This window comes from Thalassovita mangrovi, from assembly GCF_009857745.1.
GTDB lineage: Bacteria > Pseudomonadota > Alphaproteobacteria > Rhodobacterales > Rhodobacteraceae > Thalassobius > Thalassobius mangrovi.
On sequence record NZ_WWEN01000003.1, the window covers coordinates 240,176 to 254,549 of the forward strand.

13 protein-coding genes are annotated in these 14,374 nt (G+C 61.0%); 4 read left to right on the forward strand and 9 right to left on the reverse strand.

All coding sequences use genetic code 11. The features are described from left to right. Positions 1–302 precede the first annotated feature (302 nt). Positions 303–1,388 (forward strand): hypothetical protein, encoded by a 1,086-nt coding sequence (locus tag GR167_RS07720; protein ID WP_160972891.1) that lies wholly within the window; start codon positions 303–305, stop codon positions 1,386–1,388. Between the two features lie 362 nt (positions 1,389–1,750). On the opposite strand, the gene GR167_RS07725 is transcribed toward GR167_RS07720, so the two are convergent. Continuing rightward, entirely contained in the window at positions 1,751–2,131 is a 381-nt protein-coding gene (locus tag GR167_RS07725) for a hypothetical protein (RefSeq protein WP_160972892.1), read from the reverse strand. 276 nt (positions 2,132–2,407) lie between these two features. Here GR167_RS07725 and GR167_RS07730 point away from each other — a divergent pair, with 276 nt between their 5' ends. Next, entirely contained in the window at positions 2,408–3,361 is a 954-nt protein-coding gene (locus GR167_RS07730) for an NYN domain-containing protein (RefSeq protein WP_160972893.1), read from the forward strand. A gap of 328 nt (positions 3,362–3,689) precedes the next feature. Here the strand turns inward: GR167_RS07730 and GR167_RS07735 are convergent, their stop codons facing one another. The 5 genes from GR167_RS07735 to GR167_RS07755 all read right to left on the reverse strand — a co-directional run bounded on the left by GR167_RS07735 (position 3,690) and on the right by GR167_RS07755 (position 7,767). Continuing rightward, the gene (locus tag GR167_RS07735) at positions 3,690–4,847 is read right to left on the reverse strand and encodes a hypothetical protein (RefSeq protein ID WP_160972894.1); all 1,158 of its coding nucleotides are present in this window, start codon (positions 4,845–4,847) and stop codon (positions 3,690–3,692) included. Positions 4,848–5,032: 185 nt separating this feature from the next. Beyond that, positions 5,033–5,257 (reverse strand): hypothetical protein, encoded by a 225-nt coding sequence (locus tag GR167_RS07740; RefSeq protein WP_160972895.1) that lies wholly within the window; start codon positions 5,255–5,257, stop codon positions 5,033–5,035. 136 nt (positions 5,258–5,393) lie between these two features. Continuing rightward, positions 5,394–5,618 (reverse strand): helix-turn-helix transcriptional regulator, encoded by a 225-nt coding sequence (locus GR167_RS07745; protein ID WP_160972896.1) that lies wholly within the window; start codon positions 5,616–5,618, stop codon positions 5,394–5,396. 105 nt (positions 5,619–5,723) lie between these two features. Next, complete coding sequence (locus GR167_RS07750) at positions 5,724–6,422, reverse strand: hypothetical protein (protein ID WP_160972897.1); 699 nt, start codon at positions 6,420–6,422, stop codon at positions 5,724–5,726. Between the two features lie 157 nt (positions 6,423–6,579). After that, complete coding sequence (locus GR167_RS07755; RefSeq protein WP_160972898.1) at positions 6,580–7,767, reverse strand: site-specific integrase; 1,188 nt, start codon at positions 7,765–7,767, stop codon at positions 6,580–6,582. Between the two features lie 510 nt (positions 7,768–8,277). On the opposite strand from GR167_RS07755, the gene GR167_RS07760 reads away from it, so the two are divergent. Both GR167_RS07760 and GR167_RS07765 read left to right on the forward strand, forming a co-directional pair. Further along, positions 8,278–11,193 (forward strand): cation-translocating P-type ATPase, encoded by a 2,916-nt coding sequence (locus tag GR167_RS07760; protein WP_160972899.1) that lies wholly within the window; start codon positions 8,278–8,280, stop codon positions 11,191–11,193. Then, positions 11,190–12,317, forward strand: coding sequence for a methionine adenosyltransferase domain-containing protein (locus GR167_RS07765; protein WP_212769882.1), 1,128 nt, complete (start codon positions 11,190–11,192; stop codon positions 12,315–12,317). Before GR167_RS07760 ends, GR167_RS07765 begins: the two co-directional genes overlap by 4 nt. 7 nt (positions 12,318–12,324) lie before the next feature. On the opposite strand, the gene GR167_RS07770 is transcribed toward GR167_RS07765, so the two are convergent. The 3 genes from GR167_RS07770 to GR167_RS07780 form a co-directional block, all read right to left on the reverse strand. Then, positions 12,325–12,816, reverse strand: a complete 492-nt coding sequence (locus GR167_RS07770; RefSeq protein ID WP_160972901.1) for an HMA2 domain-containing protein — start codon at positions 12,814–12,816, stop codon at positions 12,325–12,327. Further along, entirely contained in the window at positions 12,806–13,075 is a 270-nt protein-coding gene (locus GR167_RS07775) for a DUF5132 domain-containing protein (protein WP_160972902.1), read from the reverse strand. The genes GR167_RS07770 and GR167_RS07775 overlap by 11 nt, the downstream gene beginning before the upstream one ends. 110 nt (positions 13,076–13,185) lie before the next feature. Continuing rightward, positions 13,186–14,343, reverse strand: coding sequence for a TIGR03862 family flavoprotein (locus tag GR167_RS07780; protein WP_160973383.1), 1,158 nt, complete (start codon positions 14,341–14,343; stop codon positions 13,186–13,188). Positions 14,344–14,374: the final 31 nt, after the last annotated feature.

The window sequence follows — 14,374 nt, forward strand, 5'->3', positions numbered from 1 at the left end:
TGCCGGAAGCAATACGGAAGCACCGTGACAGAAAGATTGGCGCTGCTTCATGATGCAGGAAGGCAACACGGTGATCGTCGGGGAGCAAGGTTATCGCGGGTGACAGCCCAGCGCTGCCACTCATAATTCAGGGCAAATCAAACGCGGATTCCCGGAAGCTTTCACACGGCCTTCGATGCAGCGTTCATGCTCGCCCTTATGCCGGAAAGTCGATCATGAGTTGAAACGCAAACGAATATTTCCGAAAGTCCCTCAAGATCATTTTTATTAGGTGCAAAGCACCAGCAAGGGACGTTTCAAGAATGGAAATTGCGGAAGTATTCGATCTGGCACGTTGGTATCAGGATCAGGGGCCGAAAACAGGTAGGCTTTACCAAGAGCTTCAAACTGTCCTTCAGCACAATGCTTCACAGAACCAGAAACAACCGGTTCGGGAGCCGCTAGAGAAGTTGATTTCGGCCTTGAAGGCGTTGCCAATGGCGGAACTCAGCTTTCAACAAGTTGCGCATCTCGATGACATGGGCGTGGCGTGCTTTCTCGGGGTTCGGGGGGCTGAGTTTGTCGAACGAGTAGTAACTCAGTCGAGTTACGACCCCGCAACCTCGGCTTCTGAAATAAAGACGGCGACGGACACAGTGAATGCCACTGTTGGGACGTTCCAGAATCTAGCAAACACGCTGAAGGCAGCAGCCTTTAAGACGGATAATGAAGCGGAAAAGCTGGATTCTGACACTGCTATGGCTCGGATCCAGTTTAGGCAGGACGCATCGATCAGGAATATCGCGGAGATGAAGAAGTGGTCGGGCGACTGGAATGACATCGCCAGAGGCATTGGTCACCTGGTCGGAGAGACACCGCATGACATGAAAGTCGTTGGGGCGTCCAAAGGGTCCATTATCGTGTGCGTCACGGGAAGTATGATGCTCATCTCAGCATTTGCATTCATGTCGAAAAAAGTGTCCGGGATCGTGCTCGACGTCCTTCGCGTCCAAAATGCTATCGAAGACCTGCGCCACAAGCGCCTCTGGAACGATACGATCGAGAAGTCCATGAAAGATGACTTGAAGAAGCGAGAAGGAGCATTGGTGGACGAAATCATCGCGGGCCTGAAGGAGCGCGCAGGAGATGGCTTTGTTCAGGAGCACGACGCCCACCTTACAACTGCAGTAAAAAAATATGTCGACTTCAGTAAGAAGGGTGGTGAGGTGGATTACCTTCAGCCGCCTGAACCCGAATTTGAGGAGGATCAGGCGATGGGCGACCACGAAGAATCCCAGAGTCTGCTTGTGACCGAGCTGCGGGATCTGATCTCAGAGATCAGATCGATCAAGAGCGAGAGTTTGCTTCTGGAAGACATGTCGGGGGAAGTGGGGGATGATCCCCAGTAAGGGGGAAGGGACATTCGGTTGAGCTAGACGCCGTGCGAGACGAGGGTTCTCAGCGAGCTGGTCGAGGTTTCTACACGCACCGGGCCGTTTTCCTCCCTCCTTACCAGTCGCGCCCAGGCGACGCTCCTGACGAAAGCCCGGACTCATAAGATGCTGCGAGCGTAGTGCCGTAGGTAAGCCCGGCGCGTAGCCTAGGTTGCCCAGGTAGAGCGGACAGGCATAGTCGGCTCATACCGGCCCTTCGTACGCAAGCGGCGGAAGAGGAGAGAAGACACCTGTAGAAGCGGACACTGCTCAAGGGAGCGCCTTTGACATACAAGGGTGCATGGATCTGCGTGCTGCAACCGGATGAGCAATCTGAGTCACTGTTTTGGCTGGGCAATTTCCCACCGCCCGACATGACCCGCCGTTCGGATATCGCCGCGCTTTTTCATACGATGAAGGTAGGAACGAAAGGTTGTTTCTTTGAGGTCAAAGTTTGTCAGGCGCGCTTGGCGATACAGCTCTTGCGTAGAAAGAGGCTTCATCGTGCCACGCAATGCCTGTAAAACAGCGTTTTCAGCTAGAACACGGTTGGCGCTGTTCTTCCGAGTTGTGAATTTGAGACCTTCGCGCTCAGCCCGTGCCTTGGAGAGCTGCCTGCTCAACGCACGGCGCTCGTCTTCAAGCTCCCTGATCCGCGCTTCAATATCTTCCAATTCGCGGGTCAGGCGCTTCTCAAAATAGGTCAGATTATCGTCCATGTTGACCGTTGCATTTATATTTTTGCAACAAATAGTGTTGCACTTAATGATTTTCTAGTCAACAATTTCAAATAGTTGACAAAGTTGACAGGGCCTTCAAAATAATGTACACTCGCAAAATATTTTGCGAGTGTACATTATTCATATCGCCATGCGCAGTATTTTGTTGCACTTAACGGTTTCCATGACATATCTGCAGTAACAACTAACCCTGCACTTTGTGAGGCTTGGACTCCAACGGGTAGGGGGAAAAAGCCGGCGCAAGCCGGTTTTTTTATGTCTGAGGATATTATTCTGAAGTTACGTACACGCATCTACATTGACGGTTACAATCTCTATTACGGCTGCCTGACAAAATCACCATTCAAGTGGCTTGATGTTCTGACTTTATTTGAAAGTAAGATCATCCCCAGCATTCTCTACCGACCAGAGAAGGGCGCGCCTCCGGCTGAGATGGATCTGGTTCCAGACAGCGCCGTCAAATACTTCACGGCCAAGATCGTGGAGAGCGCCGCCAAAGGAGCAGATTCCGTATCGTCTCAGGCGCAGTACCATAACGCGCTATCAAAGCAGTGGGATGGGCGTGTTGAATTCGTGTTAGGGGGGTACGCGCTTTACAAAGCCAAACAAGCCCTCATTCCTGAGGACGACCCCACCCGGCAACCCAAGGACTGCGAAAAGGTACAGGTCTGGAAGATCGAAGAAAAACGGTCTGACGTTAGCATCGCACTACATATGTTTGATGACGCGATGCGTGGCGAGATAGACCAAGTTATTCTTGTGACTAATGACACCGATCTGGTTCCAGCCTTCGAAATGTTGGAGCAGCGCTGCCCACAGGTCGTGCGGGGGCTGGTCATTCCCACAAGAAAATCTGGCAATGATCAGAAGGTAGAACGGCAGGCCAATGCCTCCTTAAGCGAACTCGCACACTGGGTGAGACATTACATTACCGAAGATGAGCTACGCCAGTCACAGCTACCTGACGTAGTTCGTGGCGGACGAAGGGCATCTGTCAAGCCACACTCGTGGTATGCGAGGCCAGATCATCTGCAAACCATGCTAGATTTAGCGCGGCCCGTTCTCTGCAAAGACAACGCAACCATGAAATGGGCACGCGAACCCAATAAATGGCTGAGTGACCTGCGCCCGATTGATCTGATCGAAACGGATGAAGGGGCGGCCCGCGTGTTTGCCTATATTGAAGAATATGTGCGCTCTCAATCCTAGTGGTTAGGTCAATTGGGCAGCCTAAGCCTGCGACGCTGTATTTGCCGGGAGCTAGAATTGTCTACGCTGAATAGTGCGCAAGTCCGGTGCACATCACCGCGCTAGAGTGTTTTGCCGTGATCCGGAACAACGTCCGCTTTGCGGAAGCCGGAATGCAGTGATGATTAAGGGTTCGAACGGCAGGTTTGGACCGTTCAGGCGTGTTTGCGAAGTCCGGTTTCTGCGCATTTCTGCCGTCGGAGGATACCGCAACGAAAGTCCGTTCAACGCCTATCCTAATAACCCGCGCCGCTGATGCGGCGCGGGAAACCAGTGATGGCGGGATAGTTCACGCAATAAACCGATAACGATCCTTCGCAGATGCCAGCTTGTTCGCAGCACGTTCTGGATCAGCCTGAATATCCAGCCGCAAACGCTGTCCCATACCTTCCAAATAGTCTTGCAGGTTGTCGCTCTCGATACCCTCAAGAGCGGCCAGGGTAACGCAGTTTCCGACGGCAAGTGTCATCATCAATTTGATCTGCTCGGCTTTATGGACCTCCTTAATAGCACTTGGAGCCAGGTAGCTACGCAGTTCTGTTAGGTCTGCATCGCTTTCGATTTTGGCCAGGTCCCAGATTTCATGGTTTGGCCATCGAGCCCGGTTCGTATCGAAAGGGTCCGGTTCGCAGTAGCGCGTTTTCTTGAAAGCCTCCGCAATCACGTCTCCGAACATGGCGTCGAAATGTTCCCACCGGCTGATGTTCCAACGGTCTTTCATGACCCGCTTGCCCGCCCGAATCTCGATACGCCAGACTTGGCTTTGGGAGCGGTCTTGAGGATCGAGGGGAGGCACCCCCTCAGCTTCCAAGTTGCTATTCCAGATATCCCACCAAATCTTTTTTTCATGACCTTTTTCGATCACCTCACGGCGCTTGTCATAGAGGATGACCTGCCGACCAGGTGTCTTGCCAATGGTGACTGACGTAAACCGCCCCGATTTTCCGTTGCTGCGGACATGCTCGTCGGGGGTGCAATAGTCTGCGCGATTGGTGTGACTGTGGATCACGAAGTTTTCGGGCGTCAGTTCAAACTCAGGGGCTAGAATATCCACGCAAAAATCTGTGCGCCCGATGCTCACCTGATGAGGGCCATAGCGCACGCCCAAACGTTCCAATGTCTTGGCGATGTAGGCACGAACCTTGCCCAATCCCTGGGTTGCCAGAAAGTGCGAACCGATGATGATCCGGATGCCCCAAGGATCGCGCGGATTGGGTTTCTTGAAGAACCATTGGGAGGCCCAGATGTCACTGCTCAGAATGAAGCGATAGCCCTGCGCACCATTGGGCCAAAGATCGAAGTCTGCGCCTCCATAGGTCACAGGAAGTTTCTGACGGGCTTCCTCGGCCTGTTCACGGATGGGGTCGAGATGTTCGAAGAGCTCCGCAGGAATGTTCGCTCCTATTGAGAGCTCCAGGCGATCAAATCCACGGTGTACGATTTTCATTTGTTTTTCCTCTCTGCTTGGCGGGCGGTATTTCCAGAGGGGGGTGCTACAATCACCCCCCTCTTACGGCGGACGCCGCGCTGCTTGGTAAAGGTTTGGAAATTGGGCGGGCGCTAGCGCGCCCTTCGATAGCGCCTCCGGCGGGGCAGCTATTGTTTTGGGGCCGGGCTTGTCGCCCGGCGATGTTATTGGCTGTCAGCAGTCAGACGTTTTGCGATCCAGCTTTCTGCCCGTTCAGCGCATTTGGATACGTTCAGAAGGTCATTGTGACCAAAGGCGCTCGTATTGCGCCAATCCCCCTCCTGGGTCTTGTAGGAGCGGGAAATATCGACGGAATAGAAACCGTCATTGTTCCAGATCGTGGCCGTGATCAGGCCGATTTTGAACTTGTACGCCGGTTGTTGGCTCATGGTGTTTCCTTTCAGGTGCCAGGGCAGCGGACATAGAAAGGGCGCAGGGTGACGGTGCCGCCCCGCGCCCCTAGAGCCATCCGGCCCCAAAATCCCACTCAGCGCTGCCAACTCTGAACGGGCAAAACTCTATTGGTTAGGAAGGTGCGGTGGTGGTGTTCGCCACGCGCTTGCCACTGATCCAGTCTTGCAGGTCGCGGCGCGTGTAGCGCACGGAACGGCCCGAAACCTTGATGAAGAGCGGGCCGCCGCCGCGCACGCGCCAGTTCTGCAAAGCCCGCACGGAATAGCACAGGTAGCTAGCCGCTTCTTTCTCGTCGATCAGGCGGTCGTAGTAGTCAGGATCAAGTTGTGTTTGCATATCTGTCTCGCTGCATGTCGTTGCGTTGAGATGAATATGCGGCGTAATCGAATCGGTTCGTAACAACACATCGGGAAAATTTTGGACCCTATGTGTTGGGTGGCATCAGTCGTCAGCCAAAACTCTCAATATCCGAATGCCAAGAGCTTCTGGCGTGCCGTAACTTCGAGGCTCGTAGCTATCTAAGAGGAGCTTGGCCATCGTGAAAAAGGCCCCGTTGTATCCTTCTTCTGTTAACTCGTCTCGATAGCACTGAGACTTTGCAGGACGCTTAGTTTCTGTTTCGTAAAGCGCGGCAAGATCGCACAACAGTTGATCAAGCGCTGGCTTTGAACTCGTTCTTTTCGCGCCCTTGGTCTCGTCGAAAAGGTCCAACTCCATCTGGCATGCAGCAATGATATTTTCGGCGGCCTCTTGAGCGTCGGCTATGCTCTGGTCGTCATCTGGGAAAGGTTCGTCACTTTCAAAGCTCCAAACCTCATTCGACGGATCATAGGTTACAGCAACCAGGTTGGTTTCCACTGCGCGAGATACATCTTGCGACAGGGCATTTACTGCATCGATAAACTGGGAAGCTTTGTCTCTCAGTTTGGTGAGTTGCGCGCGACGTTCTTTCTTTGGCGTCGCATGGAACGCCACTTGATAGCGTTCATACCGGGTCAAAAGCCGTATGAGATCATTCGAGAACCGATCAATTGGCCGTTGGGCTCCCATCGATGTGTGAAGCGCTTCAACCAACTCACTTGGTAGGCTGTCTTCCACCTCTTCCCGGAGAGATATGCCGTCTTCAAAATCTTCCGCCATTATGTTCGGCATCCCCCGATCTCTGGTTTGCCAATGGATATCTATTAGTTGAGGCAATCTCCAGAAGCACGCGGACCGAAGCATATAGAGAGCCAAACGGGAAATCACACTTCTAGCTACTTAAGTAATTAGGCCCGCGTCTGCTCCTAATAACTAGTTAGCGAACCACACGCAGCGCCGGATTGTCTCGCGTATCCTTACGTACCGCGCGCGCCAACCTGGCCGCCACCGAACCCGCCGCGCGCTGCACGGCATCGTCTGCCAGGTGCGCATATCGCAAGGTCGTGGTCAGGTTCTTGTGCCCCATGATTTCCTTAAGGGTGAACGGGTCGATCCCGTCTTTCATCGCAACCGATGCATAGGTGTGCCGCAGATCGTGAATACGCACGTCATCAATCCCGGCCTTGGCACGGATACGCCGCCAGGGTTTCTGCAAATTGACCAGGGGCGCGCCTTCGACCTCCCCTAATATTACGTAAGGATTCTTCGGCGCCCGAGGCAACTCCGTGAGAATGTCATAGGCTTCCCTAGGTAAAGGTATGCGCCGCCTTCCGGTCTTGCTGTCGGGCAATTCCAAATGGTGCGTCGTCACATAGTCCCAACGCAGCGTTAGAATCTCATTCAGGCGGCATCCGGTATAGATCAGCAACAGGATGGCCGACACGACGTAAACGCTCTCTGTCCCCTCTTCCAACGACTCTGCCAGCACTTCCCCAAGTCGGATTTGTTCCTCGTCGCTCAGGTAGCGCTTCTTTTCCTCTTCGCGGAACTTCTTGATCCGTCGGGCAGGGTTCGATCCCGCCTGACGCAAGCCCCAGTCTTCGGCCAGGTTGAACAGCTTCGATAACATGCTGGCCGCGCGGTTGGCTTGATAGGGTGTCTCGCGCAGACCATGGTGAAATGCCACCACATCGGCGCGGGTCACATCGGCAATCGCCAACGGGCCGAGTTTGGGCCGGATGAAGCGGCGAATGATGCTGCGATAATCGCGCGCGGTAGTCGGCTTGCAATGCTGATCCACATATTCTTCCAGGAAGCGGTCACAGAGACCCGCAATGGTCGGTGCGTGACGCTTGGCCTGACGCTGGGCGGAAGGGTCTTCTCCGCGCGCGACAGCGGCCAGAAGCTGCCTTGCCTCGCCCCGCGCCTCGTCAGCAGTCAGCACCCCATGCTGACCGATGGTGACGCGCCGTGTGCGCCGCCCGGCCCGATACTGGACCAGGTAAGTCTTCTTGCCGGACGGATAGACGCGCACGCCGAAACCGCGCACATCACGATCCCAGACCAGATAGTCCTGCTTTTCGATTTCAAACCCCTCGACGGACCTCTTGGTCAGCTTGAACATTTCCAGAACACCCCTTGCTTCCGTTTTGCTTCCGGAAGCTATACGGAAGCAAATTGCAGTGAATTATGGCGTAACTGATGAAACGACAGCGCGCGCGAAGGCAAGATAAATAATTGATCTGAATGCATTTTTCGCAATGCAGCGAAATCTGGCGAAATGTGTGAAAATCGACCTGGCCGTTCTTTTAATCAGTGGGTCGCAGGTTCGAATCCTGCACGGCTCACCACTTACCAAATATCGATGATGACGCGATGCACCTTCGGGTGCTGTTCGCGCGTCGTTGCGTTTGCTGGGATCAACCGGGATGCAGCGCGGCGGTGAAGATTCGCGCGGGCGCGGGGCGGTTCGGCGCTGCCGACGGAATAAGCCTCCAACTGTCATGAAACGATTGCCCGAGCCTTTATACTGCCCTTGGCCGCCCTTCTTGACACCGATCAAGGCGATGCAGCGGGGGCGGCTGGTTTGCTAGGCGTTGTCTGACACGGAGCGAGGCAGGGAATGACCCGCAGGATGCCGAAGGTTACACTGGCGCACAGGTCGGCTTCGGGCCGGGTGCGGCTGCGTTGCCCCGCCCTGCGCGGACGGGCCCAGCATCAGGCCGCCGTCATCGCCGAGCTGCGGGCGCATCCCGGCGTGGCCTCGGTCGATCTGCGCGACGGCACCGGCAGCATCGTCATTCAGGCCAGCTCTGCTGCCGAAACCGGGACGCTGATCGATCTGGTGCAAGCGGCCTATGTGAACCCGCATGCGGCCCGCCCGCAGACCGAGGCGATCCCGACGGCGCCGGGAACCGGCAGCGCCACGGCATGGCACAGCCTGCCCGCCGAAACGGTGGCGCAGCGGCTGGGCGCGGACCCGCAGACAGGGCTTGGCGCGGCGGAAGCGCGGGCGCGGCTGGCCCGCGACGGCGCCAACATGCTGCCGCAGCACCGCCGCCCGTCGCAATTTTCGATCCTCGCCGAACAGTTCCAAAGCCTGCCAGTGGCGATGCTGGCAGGTTCCGCCGCCGTGTCGATGGTCACCGGCGGCGTGGCGGATGCGGCGGCGACGCTGGTGGTGGTGGCGATCAACGGGGTGTTCGGCTATGTCACCGAAGGCCAGGCCGAGGCGACGATGCACGCGCTGATCGACAGTTCCAGCGACAAGGTGACGGTGCTGCGCGACGGGCGCGAAACCGATCTGCGCGCCGCCGATATCGTGCGCGGCGATATCGTGCTGGCGCGGCCGGGCACGGTGGTGGCGGCGGATGCGCGGGTGCTGTCGGCCGAGCGGCTGAAGGTCGACGAATCCGCGCTGACCGGGGAAACCGAACCGGTGCGCAAGCTGCCCGACCTGGTGGTCGGCGAAGACACCCCGATCGGCGACCGCCCGACCATGCTGCATGCCGGGACGCTGATCACCGAAGGGCGCGGCCGGGCCTTGGTGGTGGAAACCGGCGCCGACACGGCAGCGGCGCGGATCGCTTTGCTGAGCCAGACCGCCAGCCGCCCGCGCGCGCCGGTGGAAACCGAGCTCGACGCGCTTGGCGCGCAGCTGGCCAAGCTGTCGCTCGCTGCCTGCGGGCTGTTCTTCGGCATCGGCTGGATGCGCGGCATCGGGCTGGCCGCGATATTGAAGGATGCCCTGGCGTTGGCGGTGGCGGCGGTGCCCGAGGGATTGCCGGTCGTCGCCACCACCACCATGTCGATCGGGCTGAAACGGATGGCGCGGCAGGGCGTCCTGGTGCGCCGGATCGACACCGTCGAAAGCCTGGGCGCGCTGCAGGTGCTGTGCCTGGACAAGACCGGGACGCTGACCCAGAACCGACTGCGGGTCAGCGATGTGATGACCGGGCTGGACCCCGACGCGCCCGGTTCCGGGGCGGCGCGGGCGATGCTGTTCCAGGTGGCGGCGCTGAACAACGACGCCCTGCCCGGCCCGGACGGCGCGCAGGGGTCATCGGGCACCGAACGCGCGGCGCTGGATGCCGCGCTGGCCGAGGGGCTGGATGTCGCCGCACTGCGCCGCGACCGGCCGCGCACACGGCTGATCGAACGCACGCCGGACCGGCCCTACATGGTCACGGTGCATGACGGCCCGGGGCCGAAAACCCTGGTCAAGGGCGCGCCGGAAACGGTGCTGGGCTTTTGCAGCCATATCTGGCTGGACGACGGGCCGGTGGCGCTGACCCCGGCACACCGGGCGCAGATCATCGCGGCGAACGACCTGCTGGCGGCGCGCCCGGCGCGGGTGCTGGGTTTCGCCTGCCGCAAGGCCGGGCTGCGCAAGGACGAACCAATGGGGCTGACCTGGCTGGGGCTGATGGCGATGTCCGACCCGCTGCGCCCCGGCGCGAAGGATTTCATCGCCGCGATGCACCGCGCGGGCATCGACACGGTGATGATCACCGGCGATCAGGCCGCCACCGCCGGGGCCATCGCGCATGAGCTGAACCTGTCGAATGGCGGCCCGTTGCGGATCGTCGACGCGCCGGAACTGTCGCGGATGGAGCCCGCGCTGCTGGGCGGCGTGGCGCGTAACGCGCATGTCTTCACCCGGGTCAGCGCGCCGCAGAAGCTGGCCATCGTCAAGGCGTTGCAATCGAGCGGCGCGGTGGTCGGGATGACCGGCGACGGGGTCAATGACGGCCCGGCGCTGAAGGCGGCCAACGTGGGCATCGCGATGGGCGCCAGCGGCACCGACCTGGCCCGCGACGTCGCCAATGTGGTGATCCGCGACGACGAGCTGACCACCCTGATCGAGGCGGTGTCGCAGGGCCGCGCGGTGTACCGCAACATCCGCCGAGCGCTGGAATTCCTGGTCACCACCAACCTGTCGGAAATCGCCGTCGGCATCGCCGAGGCGATCCACGGCCCCGGCGAATTGGAAACGCCGATGGAACTGCTGTGGATCAACCTGGTCAGCGACGTGTTGCCGGGGCTGGGCCTGGCGCTGGCCGATCCCGATCCCGACGCGATGGAACGCCCGCCGCGCGATCCCGGCGAACCGGTCATCCCGCCGCATGATTTCCGCCGCATGGCGACCGACAGCACGATGATCGCGGCGTCGTCGCTGGCGGCGCATTTCGCCGGGCTGGCGCGCCATGGCCCCGGCCCGCAAACCCGCAGCATGACCTTCCTGTCGCTGTCGCTGGGGCAGCTGCTCTATGCCCTGACCTGCCAGCGCGGCGACATCCGCAAACTGCGGCCCGATCACCTGCTGGAAAACAAGGTGCTGGACGCAGCGCTGCTGACCTCGGCGGGCACCGCCGTGCTGCCGTTCTTCGTGCCGCCGCTGCGGCGGCTGCTGGGCATCGCGCCCATCAGCCCGGTCAGCGCCGCCATATCGCTTGCCGCCGCCGCGGCGCCGGCCGCTGCGGTGCTGGCGCGGCGCGGCGTCCAGATCGAATTCGAAACCCTGGAGGGGAAACCATGCGAAACTTCATGATGACATCTGAAGCGGTGACCGAGGGGCATCCGGACAAGCTGTGCGATCAGATCAGCGACGCGGTGATCGACGCCTGCCTCGCCACCGGGTCGCGCGCCGGGGTCACCGCCGAATGCGCGATGGCGACCGGGGTGACCTTCCTGTCGGTGCGGTCGGGGGCCGAGCTGCCGGTGGATTTCGCCGCCCTGGCGCGCCGCGTCATGTCCGAGGCGGGGTATGAGCAGAAGAAACGCGGCCGGGTGCCCACCGTGATGCTGGAACTGTCGCATGATCCCGATCTCGAGGCCGAGGCGCTGGCGCCGGGGCGCGCACGTCACATGGTGACCGCCTTCGGCTATGCCTGTTCGGGCAATGACACCGCCATGCCGCTGCCGATCCTCGCCGCGCACCGGATCGCCCGGGCGCTGGACGCGGCGCGGCGCGATCAGCGGTTGTCCTGGCTGTCCCCCGACGCCCAGGCGCAGGTGGCGGTGCGGTTCGAAGACCGCCGCCCCGTGGGGCTGAGCGCCATTGCCCTGACCGTGGGTGCGCATGACGCGCCCCCCATCGAGGCGATGCGCGAAGCGCTGCGGGCCGAGGCGGTCGACCCGGCGCTGGAAGGGCTGGGCCTGGGGATCGACGCGGATACCCGTTTCGTGGTCTTCCCCGCCCATGGCGAGGCCGGGCCGGAGATTCATTCCGGCCTGACCGGGCGCAAATCGGCCGACGATTTCTATGGCAGCCTGACCCGGCGCAGCGGATCGGCGCTGAGCGGCAAGGACCCGTCGCGGATCGACCGCATCGCCAGCTACGCGGCGCGGCAGGCGGCGCGCTGCGTGATCGCCGCCGGGCTGGCCTGGGAATGCGAAGTGCAGCTGTCCTATATCGTCGGCGACGAAGCCCCGGCCAGCGTCGAGGTCGACACCTATCAAAGCGGAAGCATCGAGGATGCCGAGATTTCCCGCCGCCTGCGCGAGGTGTTCGATTTCCGGGTCGGCGCCATCGCCGAGCGGATGGATCTGTGGCGGTTGCCCGCGATGCGGGACGGAAGGTTCTACCGCGATTTCGCGCGTTACGGCCATATGGGGCGGGACGAACTGTCGCCGCCCTGGGAAGACGTCGATTTGGCGGATCGCTTGGCCTGAAACCGGATCAGCCCCGCTTCGCGGTCCTGTCGAGCAAGGAAAGCGCACCCAGTGCCAGCGTCGTCGCCGGTCCGGCGATCCGGCCCCGGCCAAGCTGCACCACCGCGCCACCGATCAGTGCCAGGGCGATGGCGGTGCGCAGGTCCAGCGCGTTGCCGGTCTTGTCCTTCAGCCCCAGATCGGCCTGCATCAGCCCCATCTGCAGCACCTGGTTGACCGGCGGCGCCTGCGGCTTTTCGCCGATCCTGGCGAAACCGCGCGTGGCGGCCTCCTTCAGCACCTCCGCTATGGGGCTGTGGCTTTCGACGATGACGCTGCCGGTATTGGGCCGCACCTGCGCCCGCAGCACCCCGGGAACCGAGGCGAAGCTGTCCGCCAGCCGGGCCAGCGCGTCATGTCCCGCGGGCGTGTCGAGCTTCAGCCGCGCGCGGTGGCGGCTGGCATGGATCAACTGCAGCTTGACCGGGTCCGCCGCGTCGCCGGTCCGGTCATCCAGCATTGGTCCCGGCCGCTTCCGGTTCGGTTTCGCCCTCGGCGCGCTCGGCTTCCATTTCCTCGCGCACCTCGGCGATGATGTCTTCCATGCTTTCATAGGCTTCGGCGCCGGCCTTGCGGAATTCGTCGAAGGCGACAGCGCCGGTGCGCATCCCGGCCCGGACGATCGGGCGCCCGGCGCGGCCAAGCGCCACGGCGACGCCGGGGATCAGCATGACGGCGCCGACCGCGACAGCGGCTCCCAGGAAAAAACTCTTGTTCATATCGGGGCTCCTGGCGACAGGGAAAAATGATCTTGAGCGAGGTCAGCGTAGGAGCCACGTGCCAAACAGGCAATGGTTTTTTCCGGTAAAAAGGTCGCGATGCGCCGCCCCTAGCGGCGCAGATATTCCGCCGCCGCGCGCCCGGCCCAGCGGCCGGTCGCCAGGCAGCCGGTCAGCAGGTATCCCCCGGTCGGCGCTTCCCAATCGAGCATCTCACCGGCAACGAAAGTACCGGGCCGCGCTTTCAGCATCAGCCCGCCGTCCAGCGCTTTGAAGCGTACCCCGCCGGCGGTGGAAATCGCCTCGTCCATCGGGCGCGGACCGACCAGCGGCACCGGCAGATTCTTCAGCACCGGCGCGATGTCGGACGGCAGCGGCCGGGCAAATTCCATGATCAAGGCGAGCTTCACCGGGTCCAGCCGCAGACCCTTGCGCAACCGGTTCTTCAGGCTCTGTTTCGGCCCGATCCGGTCCAGCCGGGCGCGGATATCGTCCTCCGACAGGTCCGGCAGCAGGTCGATCCGCAGCCCCGCCCCCTCGCGCAGGGCGCGCGACACGGCATAGATGCCACCGCCCTCCAGCCCGCGTTCGGAAATCACGCATTCGGCGCGCACGTGTTCCTCGCCCGCCTTCAGAACGACATTCTTCAACGGCTGACCGAACTGCGCGGCCATGTGATCCGACCAGTCGACGATGAATCCCATATTGGCGGGCCGGAACGGCGCCAGGGAGCCCGCATCGAACAGACCGGCCCATTGCCCGTCCGATCCCAGCCGCGCCCAGCTGGCGCCGCCGCAGGCCAGCACGCAGATGTCGGGCCGCAATTCCTTCGCCCCCTCGGGCGTGTCGAAACCGAAATCCTCGTCCCAGGACACCCAAGCCCAGCGCGTCCTGATCTCCACCCCCATCTGCGCCAGCCGCCCCAGCCAGGCCCTGAGCAACGGCGAGGCCTTCATCGCCCTGGGAAACACCCGGCCCGAGGACCCGGTGAACAAGTCCTGCCCCAGCCCTTCGGCCCAAGCCTGCACCTGCTCCGGCCCGAATGCGCGCAGCATCGGTTCAAGCACCGGCGCCGCATCCCCATAGGCGGCCAGGAAGCGCTCGAACCCTTCCGCCTTGGTCAGGTTCAGCCCCGATTTCCCCGCCATCAGGAATTTGCGCGCCACCGAGGGCTTGGCCTCGGCCACCACCACCTTGTGACCGGCCCGCGCCAGCTCCTCGGCCGCCATCAACCCGGCGGGCCCCGCCCCGATCACCAATGCCGCGATGCGTTCCGCCACGCCCGATCCCCTTGCCAGC

Coding starts and splice junctions, on each gene's coding strand:
- GR167_RS07720 (WP_160972891.1), top strand. CDS start 303: ATGGAAATTGCGGAAGTATTCGATCTGGCACGTTGGTATCAGGATCAG.
- GR167_RS07725 (WP_160972892.1), bottom strand. CDS start 2,131: ATGGACGATAATCTGACCTATTTTGAGAAGCGCCTGACCCGCGAATTG.
- GR167_RS07730 (WP_160972893.1), top strand. CDS start 2,408: ATGTCTGAGGATATTATTCTGAAGTTACGTACACGCATCTACATTGAC.
- GR167_RS07735 (WP_160972894.1), bottom strand. CDS start 4,847: ATGAAAATCGTACACCGTGGATTTGATCGCCTGGAGCTCTCAATAGGA.
- GR167_RS07740 (WP_160972895.1), bottom strand. CDS start 5,257: ATGAGCCAACAACCGGCGTACAAGTTCAAAATCGGCCTGATCACGGCC.
- GR167_RS07745 (WP_160972896.1), bottom strand. CDS start 5,618: ATGCAAACACAACTTGATCCTGACTACTACGACCGCCTGATCGACGAG.
- GR167_RS07750 (WP_160972897.1), bottom strand. CDS start 6,422: ATGGCGGAAGATTTTGAAGACGGCATATCTCTCCGGGAAGAGGTGGAA.
- GR167_RS07755 (WP_160972898.1), bottom strand. CDS start 7,767: ATGTTCAAGCTGACCAAGAGGTCCGTCGAGGGGTTTGAAATCGAAAAG.
- GR167_RS07760 (WP_160972899.1), top strand. CDS start 8,278: ATGCCGAAGGTTACACTGGCGCACAGGTCGGCTTCGGGCCGGGTGCGG.
- GR167_RS07765 (WP_212769882.1), top strand. CDS start 11,190: ATGATGACATCTGAAGCGGTGACCGAGGGGCATCCGGACAAGCTGTGC.
- GR167_RS07770 (WP_160972901.1), bottom strand. CDS start 12,816: ATGCTGGATGACCGGACCGGCGACGCGGCGGACCCGGTCAAGCTGCAG.
- GR167_RS07775 (WP_160972902.1), bottom strand. CDS start 13,075: ATGAACAAGAGTTTTTTCCTGGGAGCCGCTGTCGCGGTCGGCGCCGTC.